This window comes from Bacillus sp. FSL P2-0099, from assembly GCF_038007445.1.
Taxonomy (GTDB): domain Bacteria; phylum Bacillota; class Bacilli; order Bacillales; family Bacillaceae_G; genus Bacillus_A; species Bacillus_A mycoides.
Window position 1 is genome coordinate 427,284 of sequence record NZ_JBBOXE010000001.1, and the last position, 13,973, is coordinate 441,256.

At 35.1% G+C, this 13,973-nt stretch carries 14 protein-coding genes and 1 pseudogene; 12 read left to right on the forward strand and 3 right to left on the reverse strand.

What is annotated here, in order from left to right; all coding sequences use genetic code 11:
• The first annotated feature begins 22 nt into the window (after window positions 1-22).
• The 5 genes from MKY90_RS02200 (at window position 23) to MKY90_RS02220 (ending at window position 4,807) form a co-directional block, all read left to right on the forward strand.
• Window positions 23-343, forward strand: coding sequence for an MTH1187 family thiamine-binding protein (locus MKY90_RS02200; RefSeq protein ID WP_000082898.1), 321 nt, complete (start codon window positions 23-25; stop codon window positions 341-343).
• Window positions 315-1,088, forward strand: coding sequence for an ABC transporter permease (locus MKY90_RS02205; protein ID WP_002091231.1), 774 nt, complete (start codon window positions 315-317; stop codon window positions 1,086-1,088). Before MKY90_RS02200 ends, MKY90_RS02205 begins: the two co-directional genes overlap by 29 nt.
• Complete coding sequence (locus MKY90_RS02210; protein ID WP_098167862.1) at window positions 1,085-2,083, forward strand: ABC transporter substrate-binding protein; 999 nt, start codon at window positions 1,085-1,087, stop codon at window positions 2,081-2,083. Before MKY90_RS02205 ends, MKY90_RS02210 begins: the two co-directional genes overlap by 4 nt.
• Window positions 2,080-2,829 (forward strand): ABC transporter ATP-binding protein, encoded by a 750-nt coding sequence (locus MKY90_RS02215; RefSeq protein WP_341090201.1) that lies wholly within the window; start codon window positions 2,080-2,082, stop codon window positions 2,827-2,829. Before MKY90_RS02210 ends, MKY90_RS02215 begins: the two co-directional genes overlap by 4 nt.
• Before the next feature lie 445 nt (window positions 2,830-3,274).
• Entirely contained in the window at window positions 3,275-4,807 is a 1,533-nt protein-coding gene (locus MKY90_RS02220) for an ABC-F family ATP-binding cassette domain-containing protein (RefSeq protein ID WP_098167861.1), read from the forward strand.
• A 473-nt stretch (window positions 4,808-5,280) separates the two neighbouring features.
• On the opposite strand, the gene MKY90_RS02225 is transcribed toward MKY90_RS02220, so the two are convergent.
• Complete coding sequence (locus tag MKY90_RS02225; RefSeq protein WP_098167860.1) at window positions 5,281-7,305, reverse strand: glycosyl hydrolase family 18 protein; 2,025 nt, start codon at window positions 7,303-7,305, stop codon at window positions 5,281-5,283.
• A gap of 372 nt (window positions 7,306-7,677) precedes the next feature.
• Here MKY90_RS02225 and MKY90_RS02230 point away from each other — a divergent pair, with 372 nt between their 5' ends.
• The 7 genes and pseudogenes from MKY90_RS02230 (at window position 7,678) to MKY90_RS02260 (ending at window position 11,122) form a co-directional block, all read left to right on the forward strand.
• Entirely contained in the window at window positions 7,678-8,049 is a 372-nt protein-coding gene (locus MKY90_RS02230; RefSeq protein ID WP_002010200.1) for a DnaJ family domain-containing protein, read from the forward strand.
• Window positions 8,050-8,059: 10 nt separating this feature from the next.
• Window positions 8,060-8,374, forward strand: coding sequence for a thioredoxin family protein (locus MKY90_RS02235; RefSeq protein WP_078204728.1), 315 nt, complete (start codon window positions 8,060-8,062; stop codon window positions 8,372-8,374).
• Window positions 8,375-8,386: 12 nt separating this feature from the next.
• The gene (locus MKY90_RS02240) at window positions 8,387-8,641 is read left to right on the forward strand and encodes a hypothetical protein (RefSeq protein WP_078204727.1); all 255 of its coding nucleotides are present in this window, start codon (window positions 8,387-8,389) and stop codon (window positions 8,639-8,641) included.
• Between the two features lie 129 nt (window positions 8,642-8,770).
• Window positions 8,771-8,854, forward strand: a pseudogene (locus MKY90_RS02245) (histidine kinase); the annotation flags it as partial.
• A gap of 79 nt (window positions 8,855-8,933) precedes the next feature.
• A complete protein-coding gene (locus MKY90_RS02250; RefSeq protein ID WP_098167858.1) occupies window positions 8,934-9,515 on the forward strand; it encodes a TetR/AcrR family transcriptional regulator in 582 nt (193 codons plus the stop codon).
• 66 nt (window positions 9,516-9,581) lie between these two features.
• On the forward strand, window positions 9,582-10,799 hold the full coding sequence (locus tag MKY90_RS02255) for an MFS transporter (protein ID WP_215599084.1): 1,218 nt from the start codon (window positions 9,582-9,584) through the stop codon (window positions 10,797-10,799).
• A gap of 71 nt (window positions 10,800-10,870) precedes the next feature.
• Window positions 10,871-11,122 carry a helix-turn-helix transcriptional regulator gene (locus MKY90_RS02260; protein WP_033715363.1) on the forward strand — a complete coding sequence of 84 codons (252 nt, stop codon included), beginning with the start codon at window positions 10,871-10,873 and terminating at the stop codon, window positions 11,120-11,122.
• Window positions 11,123-11,197: 75 nt separating this feature from the next.
• On the opposite strand, the gene MKY90_RS02265 is transcribed toward MKY90_RS02260, so the two are convergent.
• Together MKY90_RS02265 and MKY90_RS02270 are read right to left on the reverse strand one after the other, a co-directional pair.
• Window positions 11,198-12,481, reverse strand: a complete 1,284-nt coding sequence (locus MKY90_RS02265) for an MFS transporter (protein WP_341090206.1) — start codon at window positions 12,479-12,481, stop codon at window positions 11,198-11,200.
• 108 nt (window positions 12,482-12,589) lie between these two features.
• Entirely contained in the window at window positions 12,590-13,903 is a 1,314-nt protein-coding gene (locus MKY90_RS02270; RefSeq protein ID WP_098167857.1) for an alkaline phosphatase family protein, read from the reverse strand.
• Window positions 13,904-13,973 lie beyond the last annotated feature (70 nt).

A 13,973-nucleotide genomic window follows, 5' to 3' on the forward strand; every position in this document is an offset into this window, starting at 1 on the left:
ATTTTGTAAGGGGGATTTTATTATGTCACAACAAGTTACAATTTCATTTTCAGTAGTACCACAAGCGAAGAACAAAGATGTGTATTCCGTTGTTGATAAAGCAATTGAAGTTGTACAACAGTCGGGAGTTCGTTATGAAGTAGGGGCAATGGAAACAACGTTGGAAGGAGAATTAGATGTACTTCTTGACGTCATTAAACGCGCGCAACAAGCTTGCGTCGATGCTGGAGCAGAAGAAGTAATCACTTCTATTAAAATTCACTATCGTCCAAGTACAGGCGTAACGATTGACGAAAAAGTTTGGAAGTACCGTGATGAATATGCAAAACCAGAAGCGATCTAAAATAATCACAACAATTTGGCTTATCCTTCTCATTGCTATATGGGAAGGATCTGTTTCATTATTTAAAATTGAGCCGTGGATTTTACCGAAGCCGTCTGCAATTGTGCAAGAGTTAATTGGAATGAAAGATTTACTATTACCGAATACAGTGCAAACGTTACAGGAAGTAATAATTGGGTTGTTTTTTGCAATTTTACTTGGGACGAGTATTGCTATCATTATGGATGTCATCCCTTTATTTCGGATTTTAATGAATCCATTGCTCGTTATTTCGCAAACAATTCCAATCGTTGTGCTCGCACCATTATTTATTATTTGGTTTGGATACGGAATGTTGCCAAAAGTAATGGTTGTTATTCTTGTTTGTTTCTTTCCAATTGCGCTTAGCATTTTAGAAGGTTTCCAAACGGTAGATAAAAATATGCTGAAACTGTTACAAACAATGAAGGCAACGAAATGGCAAGTTTACCAGAAAGTAAAGTTTCCAGCAGTACTCCCATACTTTTTCTCAGGTTTAAAAATTGCTGTTACATATAGTGTGATGGGGGCGATTATTGGGGAATGGCTTGGTGCCAGCGAAGGATTAGGAGTTATGCTTACAAGAGCAACAAAATCCTTTTTAACGGCTCGAGTATTTGGTGTTGCAGCGATTATCGTCATGGTGACATTATGTCTGTACTTTATTGTTGAATTTATGGCAAGAATAACAGCACCATGGATATACAGAAAGGGCGGCAGAAAATGAAAAAAGGTTTAAAAATTATGTTAGCTGCATTATTAGCAGTAACTGTTGCCGGATGTAATCCGGCGAAGAAAGAAGAAAGTTCAAGTAAAGATAAAAAAGTAAAAGTCGTTTTAGATTGGTTTCCAAATACGAATCATACTGGCTTATATGTAGCGCAAACGAAAGATTATTACAAAAAGCAAGGGCTTGATGTAGAAATTATCCAGCCTGGTGATAATGTAACGGCAGAGCAGATGATTGCTTCTGGGAAAGCAGACTTTGCGATAAGCGCACAAGAAAATGTAACATTAGCTCGTGTTGAAGGAATCCCAGTTGTTTCTGTTGGTGCAATTATTCAGCATAATACCTCTGCTTTTGCATCTCTAAAAAAAGATAATATGACGGCACCGAAAGATTTTGAAGGTAAACGTTATGGCGGCTGGGGGGGACCAGCAGAAGAAGCGACGTTAAAGACGATTATGGAGAAACATCAAGCTGATTTTAATAAAGTTGAAAAAATTATTCTTGGACAAACAGATTTCTTTAAATCAATCGGTCGTGATGCAGACTTTGAATGGATTTATTATGGATGGGATGGAATTGAAGCGAAGCGTCAAGGAAAAGAGTTAAATACAATTATGGTAAAAGACTTAGATCCAGCGCTTGATTTCTATAGTCCTGTTATTATTACAAGTGAAAAACATACGAAGCAAGATAAAGATTTTGTGAAAAAATTTATGACGGCAACGACAGAAGGTTATGATTTTGCAATTAAAGAACCGAAAGAAGCTGCGGATATTTTAATTAAAGCTGTTCCGGATGTGAATAAAGAATTAGTACAAGAAAGCCAAAAGTGGTTAAGTACAAAGTATCAAGATGATGCAAAAGCGTGGGGAGTACAGAAGGAAGAGATTTGGACAAATTACATGAATTTCTTATATGACAACAAAGTTATTAAAAAGAAAATCGATGTAAAAGATGCCTTTACAAATGAATTCCTTCCAAGTGAAAAATGAGTGGATTACAAATAAAAGATATTTTAAAAGCTTTCGATGGAAAGAATGTATTAGAAAATATTAGTGCGTCTATACAAGAGGGAGAGTTTGTCTCTTTTGTAGGTCCGAGTGGTTGTGGAAAAAGTACATTATTAAATATGATTGCAAGTGTTGAAGAGCCAACGAGCGGAGAAGTGTTTTATAACGAGGAGTATGTAAAAAAACAAGATGTTGTTAGTTATATGCCGCAACAAGATTTATTACTACCGTGGCGATCGGCTTTGCAAAATATCGTTCTTCCATTGGAAATCGAAGGGAAGCCTAAAAAACAAAGGCTGACAGAAGGAATGGAAGCATTAAAGCAATTTGAGCTAGATGAATATGCAGATCATTATCCAGATGAATTATCAGGTGGAATGCGTCAAAGAATTAGTTTCCTTCGTACGTATTTATGTGAAAAGCCAATTATGCTGCTGGATGAGCCTTTTGGAAAATTAGATGCATTTACAAAAATGGAAGTACACAGTTGGCTTTTAAATTCTTGGCATCAAGAAAAGCAAACAATTGTTATGGTTACACATGACTTAGATGAGGCAATTTTACTTTCTGATCGCGTATTTATTTTATCTCAAAGACCAGCATCAATAGTTGGCGAGGTCCAAGTGGAATTACCTAGGCCGCGAACGATGGATATGTTAACATCTCTTGAGTTAAAGAAGGATAAGGAAGAAATTTTAAGAGTATTGGCTCCTTACATGAAAAAATAGAAAAAAGTCTTTTAACAGTTTTTTGTATAATTGCTGTTAAGAGGCTTTTTTCTATTGAAGGAGAAAGATGAAATCTATAGGGGAAATAGTGGGTTCATTAACATCGGATAAATTGGAAGAAGGAACAAAAGAAAAAGTAGAGAATAGAATATAACAGAGTGGTTTATACTCTTAATATAACAAATGTTAAAGGAGTGAAAGGATAAAATGACTTTATCAACTGTTCTTCAAATGGTTTTAGCTTGATACGGGAGAAGTCTGCCCATTTTTAACAAATAAGCTAAATTGAAGACAGCAGGTAAAGAACCTTAATCCTTTCTTACGATAATATGTAATGGGTAAGGTGTATTCACCTTACCCATTTTTATATGTATAACTAAATAAGGCTTTATACTGTTGTTCTCTCTATTTAGCTTATGGATCATAAGAAAAGGAGAGAAAAAAGATGAGTATATTAACAGTAGAAAATGTAAGTCATTCATATGGTGAGAAAACCATTTTATATAATGCGTGCTTTCGATTATTAAAGGGCGAACATGTTGGGCTAGTAGGGAAAAATGGAATTGGAAAATCCACATTATTACGCTTGTTAACAGGAGAACTTATACATGATGATGGAAACATTGAATGGTTTCCACATGTGAAGATTGGCTTTTTGCAACAGCATATAGATTTACAAGAAGGCATAACAATTGAAGAATACTTGCAAAGTGCGTTTTCTAACCTGTATGAGTTGGAACGTGACATGTTAAAACTTACAGAAGAGATGGCTGGAGCAGGAGAAGTAGCGAAATTGTTAGTAAGGTATGGAGAGTTACAAACTATATTGGAGAATTCTAATTTTTATCAAATTCATACAGAAATTGAGGAAGTAGCAACAGGTTTAGGCTTGTTTGAGATAGGATTGGAAAAGGATGTTTCAAAGTTAAGTGGTGGTCAACGGACAAAGTTGTTACTTGGGAAACTCCTTTTAGAAAAAGCGGATGTTTTATTATTAGATGAGCCAACTAACTATTTAGATACAGCACATATAGAATGGTTGCAATCATATTTACAAATGTATGAAAAAGCTTATATTATCATTTCGCATGATGAAATATTTTTGAACAATATTACGAATGTTATTTATCATCTAGAAGAACGAAAGGTTAAGCGCTATGCGGGAGATTATGAAACCTTTTTGCAAAGTTATCAATTACAAAGGAAACAATTACAAGCGGCGTATGCGAAACAACAAAAAGAAATTGCACATTTAGAGGGTTTTATTCAAAAAAATAAAATTCGTAAAGCGAAACAAGCGAAAAGTCGTGAAAAAGTATTAGAGAAAATGAAAAAGGTTGAAAAGGTTAACGATGTACCTCGCGCCCGTTTTGATTTTAATGTTTATACTGAGCCAGTGAGTCGTATATTACAGGTAGAGAAACTGAAAATTGGTTATGGTGAACCGTTATTTCCAGAATTGGATTTTCAAGTGAAAAAAGGGGAAAAGATTGCGATTATTGGTCATAATGGGATTGGAAAAACAACAATGTTAAAAACATTACTAGGACAAATAAAACCGTTAGGCGGCTCAGTTTCTGTTGGGGAACGAGTAAAACCCGCTTATTTTGCACAAGAGGAATTTTCCTCAGAAATAACTGCACTAGAAAGAGTATGGGCAGGGAGACCAGATATGACAAGAAAAGAAATCCGACAAGCATTAGCAAAGTGCGGATTGAAAGAAGAACATATATTAAAACCTATCCAGTTATTAAGTGGAGGAGAACAAACAAAAGTACGATTATGCGAACTTATCGTAACTAAAAGCAATGTTTTAATTTTAGATGAACCAACTAACCATTTGGATGCAGAGACTAAGACGGATTTACAGGAAGCGTTAAAACAATATAAAGGTACAGTTTTAATTGTTTCACATGAGCCCTCTTTCTATGAAGCATGGATAACGAAAATATGGAATATCGAAAAATGGAACGTTTAACAATAATCACAAAGAAAAGGCATTAGCTTTTATGAGCTAATGCCTTTTCTTTGTGATTAACATGATTTTCGAGAACTCTCAAATGAGAATTGTAAGAAAAAGAACTCTTATGGTGCGCTTATAAGCGCACCATAAGAGTTCTTTTTCTTTGGTTATATTTATAATAATACTAGATGCCTTTCCCTAATAGGCTACTATCTTTTTATATATATATAGATAGTTTGAAATGAAATGGAAATGATTCCTATATGTAAAGGATAATGTGATTAGTATGGGAAGACAATAGAACTTAAAGGAAATTCATGTAAAATTCAGATGAACTTCACGCGAACTTCATATTAGAAACTAAATATAACTATAATAGGTTATTATAATGTAAATTGTGATTTTTCATAAAATTAAAAGTTTGAATTTAGGATAGAGCACTCAAACCTAAATTCAAACTTTAGTGAAATAATTAATGGAGGTTACGTTTAGTTTTCGTTAATGGATGCATTTACAAGTTCGGCGGGATTGCCTGTTCCTGCCCCTCCGATTGTAACTGATCCACCAGGAGGAATTTCACCATTCCATCCTGCATTCGTAATTACGTAATGATTATTTATTTTACTACTAATTTTAGAATCCCAAACTTGTGTTAAATTACCGTTATAATCAAATTCTAATTTCCAGTTTTTAATAGGGGTCGTTCCGCTATTTTTAATTATAATTGAGAAGTTGTAACCACTTCCCCAATTTGAAGTGACTGAAAAGGTAGCATTGCCATTTCCACCAGGAGGTGTTGTGTTAGCATCATCTGTTTTTATAAGAATAGAAGTAGGTTGTGATTTGTTACCAGCAGCATCTTTTGCTAATACTGAAAATGTGTATTCTGTATTAGGTTTCAAGTTTTTAATTGTAATGCTATTTGTTGTTGTACTCCATTTCTCTTCTCCGGCAGTAATTTCATATTCCGTAACTCCTACGTTATCAGTAGATGCAGTCCAGTTTAATTGAACTGAGTTTGAATTTTTATTTGTAACAGCAATATTTTTTACGTTTGTTGGTGGTTCAGTATCTTTTTGAGTAATAGGTCCACCAAGTAATTCTTTTACTAGCGTATCAAGTAATTTTGGTCCACTACAACTATATTTTGGACTTGTACGGCAATCCCCGCTTAGTTCCCAAAACATTGCGCCACTTAAACCCTTTGTCTTTATATAGTCTGTTTTATATTTCATAGATTCATTGTCATCATAGCTAATAAAGGTTCCTGTAGTCGCATTATATAAATAAGGTACTTTCGCTACATCGTTCCATCCGCGAACAAAACCATTTTTATTCACATAATTAGATGCTAAATCACCATAATCGTACACACCTGTGTCACCGGTAGAATAATCATCCCAAGTGCCTTTAGAAGCGAGCTTTCCGTCACTACCTGGTTTACAAGGTTGGTATTGCCCATTATTTTCTTTTCCGCAACTTTTCCATCCACGTCCGTAAAAAGGTACACCTAATACGAGTTTATCCGCTGGAACCCCTTCATTTGTATAAATGTCTATCGCACCATCTACGTAAAATTTCGTATCCGCTGCGGGGTCATTTGGATCTTTGTATAGTGCAGCATTATGGTTAGAAGTAGCTTCCCACCCACCGTGGAAATCGTATGTCATAATATTAATCCAATCCAGTATTTGAGAAATCTTCTTTAGCTCTGTATGATCCGCATAACGTTGGCTTGCACCTGACGCGATTGTTAGTAAATATTGTTTACCATCTTCTGCACCAGCTTTCGTTAATGCATTTCGAACATCTTGAAGCAGAAGGGTGAAGTTTTGTTTATCTTCAGGACGATAACTACCACCAGGAATCGTTTCAACACCCGGGTATTCCCAGTCTAAATCAACGCCGTCAAATCCATATTCGCGAAGAAAAGCTACTGTAGATTCAGCGAATACTTTTCTTGTTTTTTCATCAGCGGCCATATCAGAAAAGCGGTTAGACCAAGTCCAGCCACCAACTGAAATAATTGTTTTTAAGTGAGGATACTTAGCTTTTAATCGTTTCAGTTCTCCGAAATTTCCACAGCGGGCATATTTATCACAATCTTCCCAAGTTGTACCCGATCCCGGATAAGATTTTGTGACATCAGCCCATGGTTCACCGAGTACGAGAGTACCATTAGGGACCTCTTTATTTTGCAGTGGTACACCAGATTCTTTACAGTTCCACGTTTGTTTATTTGGATTATCGGGGTGAGTAGAAGGGTTTCCATGTTTTCCATTCCAGCAAATATCAGCGAAAGCATAGTTTAAATGAGTTAGCTTTGATGCATCAATGTCTGCAACTTGATAATTACGTCCGTAAACGCCCCATGAAGGAAAATACCCAACAATTTTTTGACCTTGCTTTGGTGAATCTGCTAATGCGAAATTTGGAGTAATAAAGTTTGTGAGAAAAAGAGGTAAGAAAAGTAGTAGGGATAGTAATAGTAGCGTGAATTTTTTTGATTTCATAGTCATTTCTCCTTTCAAAATAAAAGATATATTTAAAGGCATGCGCCAATAAACCAAAGTGAATCTAGACGTATGAAACGTCTAGATAAAAATGATCAGACATCACGAAGTCTATACAAGGGAGCTGGGGGTGATTAAATCGTAGCAAATGCAAGATTTGGTGTAAACGCTTAATTTGATTCGCAAAGATTTTCTCAATATTAAATGGCTCTAATACAGACTACACATGAAAATAAAATATTGATTAGGGAGGAAAAGGCTCCTTGTAATTAAATTTGAGAAAAAATTGTATAAAGGCAATTTGTAATAGCGTAGCAAGATGAGAAAATATCATGTAAAATAATAGTAAAAATATGTAAAGGAGCGAATGGTGTGGATGTCTTTTTGAACATTGCTGAAGAAAAAATTCGACAAGCAATACGGAATGGTGATCTCGATCATATTCCGGGGAAAGGAAAACCACTACAATTAGAAGACCTTTCAATGGTACCTCCAGAACTTAGAATGAGTTATAAAATCTTGAAAAATGCAGGTATGATTCCACCAGAAATGGAACTACAAAAAGATATATTAAAAATAGAAGACTTAATTGCGTGCTGTTATGATGAAGTAGAGAGAAAAGAATTACAAGAAGAGTTAACAGCAAAAACGCTGCGTTTTCAGCAGGTAATGGAAAAGAGAAAGATTAAAGATAGTTCAGCTTTTCGTATGTATCAGGGTAAAGTATTTCGTAAATTACGCTAAGAGGGATAAGATGAATACATTTGAAACGATAGAAGAATTAGCGACATATATTGAAGGACAACAATTAGTACTGCTGTTTATTAAAACGGAAAATTGTGGTGTTTGTGATGTTATGTTAAGAAAAGTAAATTGCGTATTAGAGAATTATGATTACGTAGAGAAAGTAGAAATATTACTACAAGACATGCAAGAGATTGCGGGGCGATATGCAGTATTTACAGGGCCAACAGTTTTATTATTTTATAATGGAAAAGAGATCCTTCGTGAATCACGCTTCATTTCGCTTGAAAATCTAGAGAGAACCATTCAATTATTCGAGAATTAGGGAGGTTTTTATATGGGGTTTGTTATAGCGGCATTATTATTTTGTGTTTTAATTTGGATGATTGCAGCATCAGTTAAATCAAATAAACGAAGAGTAAGTCTTACTAAAAAGAGTAATACACATAGTACGTCTAACAGTTCATCACCACTATTTTTCTTTGCTGGATCGGATAATGATAGCTCGCACGATGGAGGTTCACATGATTGCGGAGGTTCTTTTGGTGGAGATAGTGGAGGTAGCTGCGGTGGTGGAGGCGGCGGTGATTGATGAGAATACGCCTTATAGGGGGCGTATTTCTTTTTAAACAAACGTTTGATTAGTTGGCTTACATATGCATAAAAACAGTTAAACAAACGTTTGATTAAATATTTTTAACATGCTAGGGGAAATGAAAAGGGAACCGTATTTCTTACTAAATTAGGATTTAAATTTGGAATAATACACATGATTCGAATGTGGTTTGAAAGTACGTTTTCTTAAATAAGGAGTATAGCCTCTTGCGATAGAGGTTTTTATTTGTTATCATTAGACCGAACGGTCGGTTTAAAGAGGTGTGAATATGAGAAGAAGCGCAGAAGAGATAAAGAAAGAAATTGCATATAAAGCAGAAAGTCTGTTTTCACAGAAGGGCTATGCAGCCACATCTATGGAAGAGATTTGTGAAATTACAGAGCGAAGTAAAGGAAGCATTTATTATCACTTTAAAAGTAAAGAAGAATTATTTTTATTTGTAGTAAAACAGCATACGTATGATTGGCTTGAAAAATGGAATGAAAAAGAGAAGTTGTATAGTACTAGTACTGAAAAACTATATGGTCTCGCGGAATATTATGTAGAGGACATACAGCAACCTATTTCTAGTGCAATAGAAGAATTTTCTATGAGCCAAGTTGTAAGTAAAGAGATTTTAGATGAAATGTTAGCTCTAACTAGAGAATCGTATGTTATTTTTGAGAAATTAATTGAAACAGGCATAAAGTCTGGAGAGTTCCTTGAAGATAATACTCGCGATCTCATGTATATTATGAATGGGTTATTATCAGGGCTTGGAGTACTTTACTATGAGTTAGATTATAAAGAGCTGAAACGTATTTATAAAAAGGCAATAGATGTATTGTTAAAAGGAATGGCAGCTGAATAATAGGTCAGTTGCTTTTCTTACAAAATAAATTAGACCGAACGGTCGGTTTATGAAAGGGGAATGAAAATGAACGCTTTATTTAAAAACCGAGCATTTATGCTTGTTATGGCATCTGATATTTTACAACAATTTGCAATTTGGATCAGAAATATGGCTCTTTTGTATTTCATAATGGAGCGAACGAATAATAATCCAGTTTCAGTTTCTTTATTATCGGTTATGGAATATGCACCTATTTTTATTTTCTCGTTTATCGGTGGGGCGCTAGCTGATCGCTGGAATCCGAAAAGAACGATGGTTGCTGGAGATGTATTAAGCGTACTATCTATTATAGGAATTGTCTTGTTGCTAAAGCTGGATTATTGGCAGGCTATATTTTTTGCAACACTCATTTCCGCGATTGTAGGTCAGTTTTCTCAGCCATCATCTTCGCGTATATTTAAACGCTATGTAAAAGAAGAACAGGTAGCAAATGCGATTGCATTTAATCAAACATTACAGTCGCTATTTATGATTTTTGGACCAGTGGTAGGATCGCTTGTGTACACACAACTTGGTTTATTTACGTCACTATATAGCTTAATTATTTTATTTTTGTTATCTGCTATCGCTCTTTCATTTTTACCAAAATGGGTGGAACAAGAGCAAGTGGCGAGAGGTTCATTAAAAAATGATATAAAAGAAGGTTGGAAATACGTTCTTCATACGAAAAATTTACGTATGATTACGATCACTTTCACCATTATGGGCTTAGCTGTTGGACTAACGAATCCATTAGAAGTGTTTCTTGTAATAGAACGGCTTGGAATGGAAAAGGAAGCCGTTCAATATTTAGCCGCAGCTGATGGAATCGGTATGTTAATTGGTGGTATTGTTGCTGCTGTTTTCGCTGCAAAAGTAAATCCGAAAAAGATGTTTGTATTTGGTATGAGTATATTAGCAATCTCATTTTTAGTTGAAGGGTTGTCTACATCATTTTGGGTTACTAGTTTGATGCGATTTGGAACAGGTATTTGTTTAGCCTGTGTCAATATCGTTGTCGGTACGCTTATGATTCAACTTGTACCAGAAAATATGATTGGAAGGGTAAATGGGACAATTTTACCACTGTTTATGGGTGCAATGCTAATTGGAACTTCACTAGCTGGAGGATTGAAGGAAATGACGTCACTAGTTATTGTGTTTTGTATAGCGGTGTCACTTATTTTATTAGCCATAGGTCCGGTTTTACGTATGCAAATAAAGAAAGAAGATATTGTGAATCGAGAGGAAATGACGAATTGATTAGTTTCGAAATAGCTATTGTAAGGGAGCAGAATTGCTCCCTTTTCTTGTGGCAATTTTTTGACAATGACATGCCCCAACTATATACTGATGATGTAAAAACGATTTTACAGGTTAGGAGAAACGGTGTGAAAAATCAAATCTATGAATTGCGCACTGCAAATAGTATTTCACAAGGTGCATTAGCGGATAAGTGTAACGTATCAAGACAGACGATAAATGCAATTGAGAATAATAAATATGATCCAAGCTTAGCACTAGCATTCCGGTTAGCAGAAGTATTAGGAACAACTGTCGATAAACTATTTTTGTACAAGCTTTAGAGTTTTTAATTGTAGGGCGTTATCGTTAAAAATATAAGAGAAAGATCCCCTTCTTGTGTGAAGGGGATCTTTCTCTTATATTGTTTTAGTTTTCGGATTAGATGGTGTAACGGACGTATTATTTTCGGGTACTCTAGTTAATAAGAATCCACCGATAATAAATAAGACAATAATACTAAGGACACCAGCGTTTGTTTTTCCTGTTAATTGGGTTGTGACACCAACTAATACCGGACCCATAATTGCCGCGAATTTACCAAAGATATTATAAAATCCGAAGAATTCATTTGCAGATTCTTTCGGTACTAGTTTTGCGAAATAAGAACGGCTAAGTGCTTGAATTCCGCCCTGAGAAGTAGCAACTAACATTGCTAAAATCCAGAAATCAAACGTCGTTTTTAAGAAATAAGCATATGTGCAAATAATGATATAAATGATAATGCCGACATATAGCATTTTTTTACCGGTAAATGTTTCCGATAGTTTTCCATATAATAAAGCAAATGGACAAGCAACAATTTGTGTTACAAATAAGATGATTAATAGATTGGTTGCACTAATACCGAGATCTGTTCCGTAAGCAGTAGACATAGTGATAATTGTATCTACCCCATCAATGTAGAAAAAGTAAGCTATTAGGAACATAAATACAGTTTTATATTCTTTAATATTTTTAAACGTATTAGCAAGGCGCTTGAAGCTCATTGCAATTGGTCTTGGATGACGTTCAATATAGTGTGTTTGCTCTACATTTTTTAGCATTGGTATCGTAAATAGTCCCCACCAAAGAGCTGTTATTGCAAAGGAAATTTGACTAGCAATTCCGACTGATAAGGGGATAGTTCCTTTTTGAGCAAGAATAATAAGAGCAATACAACCGATAAAAGGAATTGTGCTCCCAATGTAACCTAATGCAAAACCTCGCGTAGAAATTCGGTCCATTCTATCTCCAGAGGTAACATCTACTAGAAATGCATCATAAAAAATATTTGCTCCAGCAAAGCCAACTAATGCGAGCATATAGCATCCTAGTAATAAGTACCACTGAGATGTTGGAACAACTGCTAGCATACTTGTAAATACGATACCGAGTCCAAAGAAGAATGTGAAAAATCGTTTTTTAAATCCCTTATAATCAGCAACCGTGCCGAGAATAGGAGCGAGTATAGAAATTAAAAGTGTAGCGAACGAGTTTGCATATCCCCAATAGGCTGTTGAAGTTGCACCAGATAGTCCAGCTTCTTTTGCAGCTGCTTTAAAGTAAATTGGAAATAATGCAGTTGTAATGACGAGCGAATATACCGAGTTCGCCCAATCGTACAATATCCAGCTTTTTTCTTGTCTGGACATTTTTTTCATATAATGTTCCCCCTTAAATTTGTTCTACTAACAGTGTACAAAAATAAAAATTATAAAAAGAGAAACAGTGATGATTTTTACATAACTTTTACATATATACACAGTTCTTTACAATTGAAGTAAATCCTCTACAATTGCGCCGTCTGTTTCACCTAAGTGCAAACCGAGTAACCTAGCGATAGTCGGACCTTCATCAATCAGTCTCATATACGGAATTGTAACGCCGCTTTGAATGCCTTTCCCAGCAGCCATAAAAATTGTTTCATAGTTAGGTTTTGTTGGGGAATATCCATGTGTTCCAAATGTATATTTCTTACTAGAATTAACATCTTCTTTATTAATTTCTTTTATGAAATCACCTGTATAATTTTCAATGAAGTAATAACCTTCCATGGCCTCTAGCATAAATAAGCAATTACCATCAGCGCCACGTTCTTTTGCATCTTCATCGTGCAGAATAAATTCAATTCCATTTTGTTTATCCTGAAGAAGCTCTTCAAGAAGAAGTTGAATCTCTTTAATCGTTTCAGTATCATTTTTATCCTTTACATGTACGTAGGCAGATCCATCACAGCTTTGGCAATAAGCTTTCCAATCGTGTATTTTTCCACGTTTATTTACGGATATAAGCCCTTTTTGACAGAATAGGACATTTAATTGGATTGCTTTGTTTTCACTTAAAGCGCTATGGTCACCAAGTGCAATAATTGTACTTTCTTCGTATATACCACTTTCTTTTAATGTATGGATAATTTTTCCGAGGCGTTCGTCGTGTCTGTGGATTGCAGCTACTGTTTCCTCAGACTCGAAGCCATGGTAATGTCTTTGAGTATCTAAATCAGTAAAATGTACAAACATAACATTAGGCTTTTTCGTCTGAATTGTATGTACGGCAGAAGCAAGGACGAAATTATCAAGCTCAGGCTGTGACAATCCATTTCGTATATGGCCGAAACGACGATTTAAATCTAATTGATATAGCGGGCTACCGCTAAATAATGAAACTAAAATTTGATTTTGCCACGGTCTATTTGGAAAAATTTCTGGTAAATTGTAATCGATATTTGCTCTTCCAGTAACAGGCCATAGAAGGGCTGCTGTCGTTAAATTTGCTTTGCGTGCTTCATCATATAAAGTTGTCCCGTTAATGGACTTTCGGTACCAATGCCAATCTGGTGAATCACGTCCTGGTTGAAGTAATGTATTGCTGACAACGCCATGCTTATTAGGATAATTACCGGTTACGATTGTTGAGTGGCTTGGATATGTTACAGAAGGATAAATTGGCTCCACTTTTTTCGCAATCGCGCCTTTTTTTATTAAAGTTTGGAAATTAGGTAGTTTTTGTAATATAGGAAAATCTAAAGCTGATAAGCAGTCGAAAGATAAAATAATGACGCGATTTGTTAATGCTTTATCCATAAAGTTTCCCTCCTGATTATATAAAACCTATTCTTATATATTACTATTAATACCTGGTAATAAAAATATA

Coding starts and splice junctions, on each gene's coding strand:
- MKY90_RS02200 (WP_000082898.1), top strand. CDS start 23: ATGTCACAACAAGTTACAATTTCATTTTCAGTAGTACCACAAGCGAAG.
- MKY90_RS02205 (WP_002091231.1), top strand. CDS start 315: ATGAATATGCAAAACCAGAAGCGATCTAAAATAATCACAACAATTTGG.
- MKY90_RS02210 (WP_098167862.1), top strand. CDS start 1,085: ATGAAAAAAGGTTTAAAAATTATGTTAGCTGCATTATTAGCAGTAACT.
- MKY90_RS02215 (WP_341090201.1), top strand. CDS start 2,080: ATGAGTGGATTACAAATAAAAGATATTTTAAAAGCTTTCGATGGAAAG.
- MKY90_RS02220 (WP_098167861.1), top strand. CDS start 3,275: ATGAGTATATTAACAGTAGAAAATGTAAGTCATTCATATGGTGAGAAA.
- MKY90_RS02225 (WP_098167860.1), bottom strand. CDS start 7,305: ATGAAATCAAAAAAATTCACGCTACTATTACTATCCCTACTACTTTTC.
- MKY90_RS02235 (WP_078204728.1), top strand. CDS start 8,060: ATGAATACATTTGAAACGATAGAAGAATTAGCGACATATATTGAAGGA.
- MKY90_RS02240 (WP_078204727.1), top strand. CDS start 8,387: ATGGGGTTTGTTATAGCGGCATTATTATTTTGTGTTTTAATTTGGATG.
- MKY90_RS02250 (WP_098167858.1), top strand. CDS start 8,934: ATGAGAAGAAGCGCAGAAGAGATAAAGAAAGAAATTGCATATAAAGCA.
- MKY90_RS02255 (WP_215599084.1), top strand. CDS start 9,582: ATGAACGCTTTATTTAAAAACCGAGCATTTATGCTTGTTATGGCATCT.
- MKY90_RS02260 (WP_033715363.1), top strand. CDS start 10,871: ATGCCCCAACTATATACTGATGATGTAAAAACGATTTTACAGGTTAGG.
- MKY90_RS02265 (WP_341090206.1), bottom strand. CDS start 12,481: ATGAAAAAAATGTCCAGACAAGAAAAAAGCTGGATATTGTACGATTGG.
- MKY90_RS02270 (WP_098167857.1), bottom strand. CDS start 13,903: ATGGATAAAGCATTAACAAATCGCGTCATTATTTTATCTTTCGACTGC.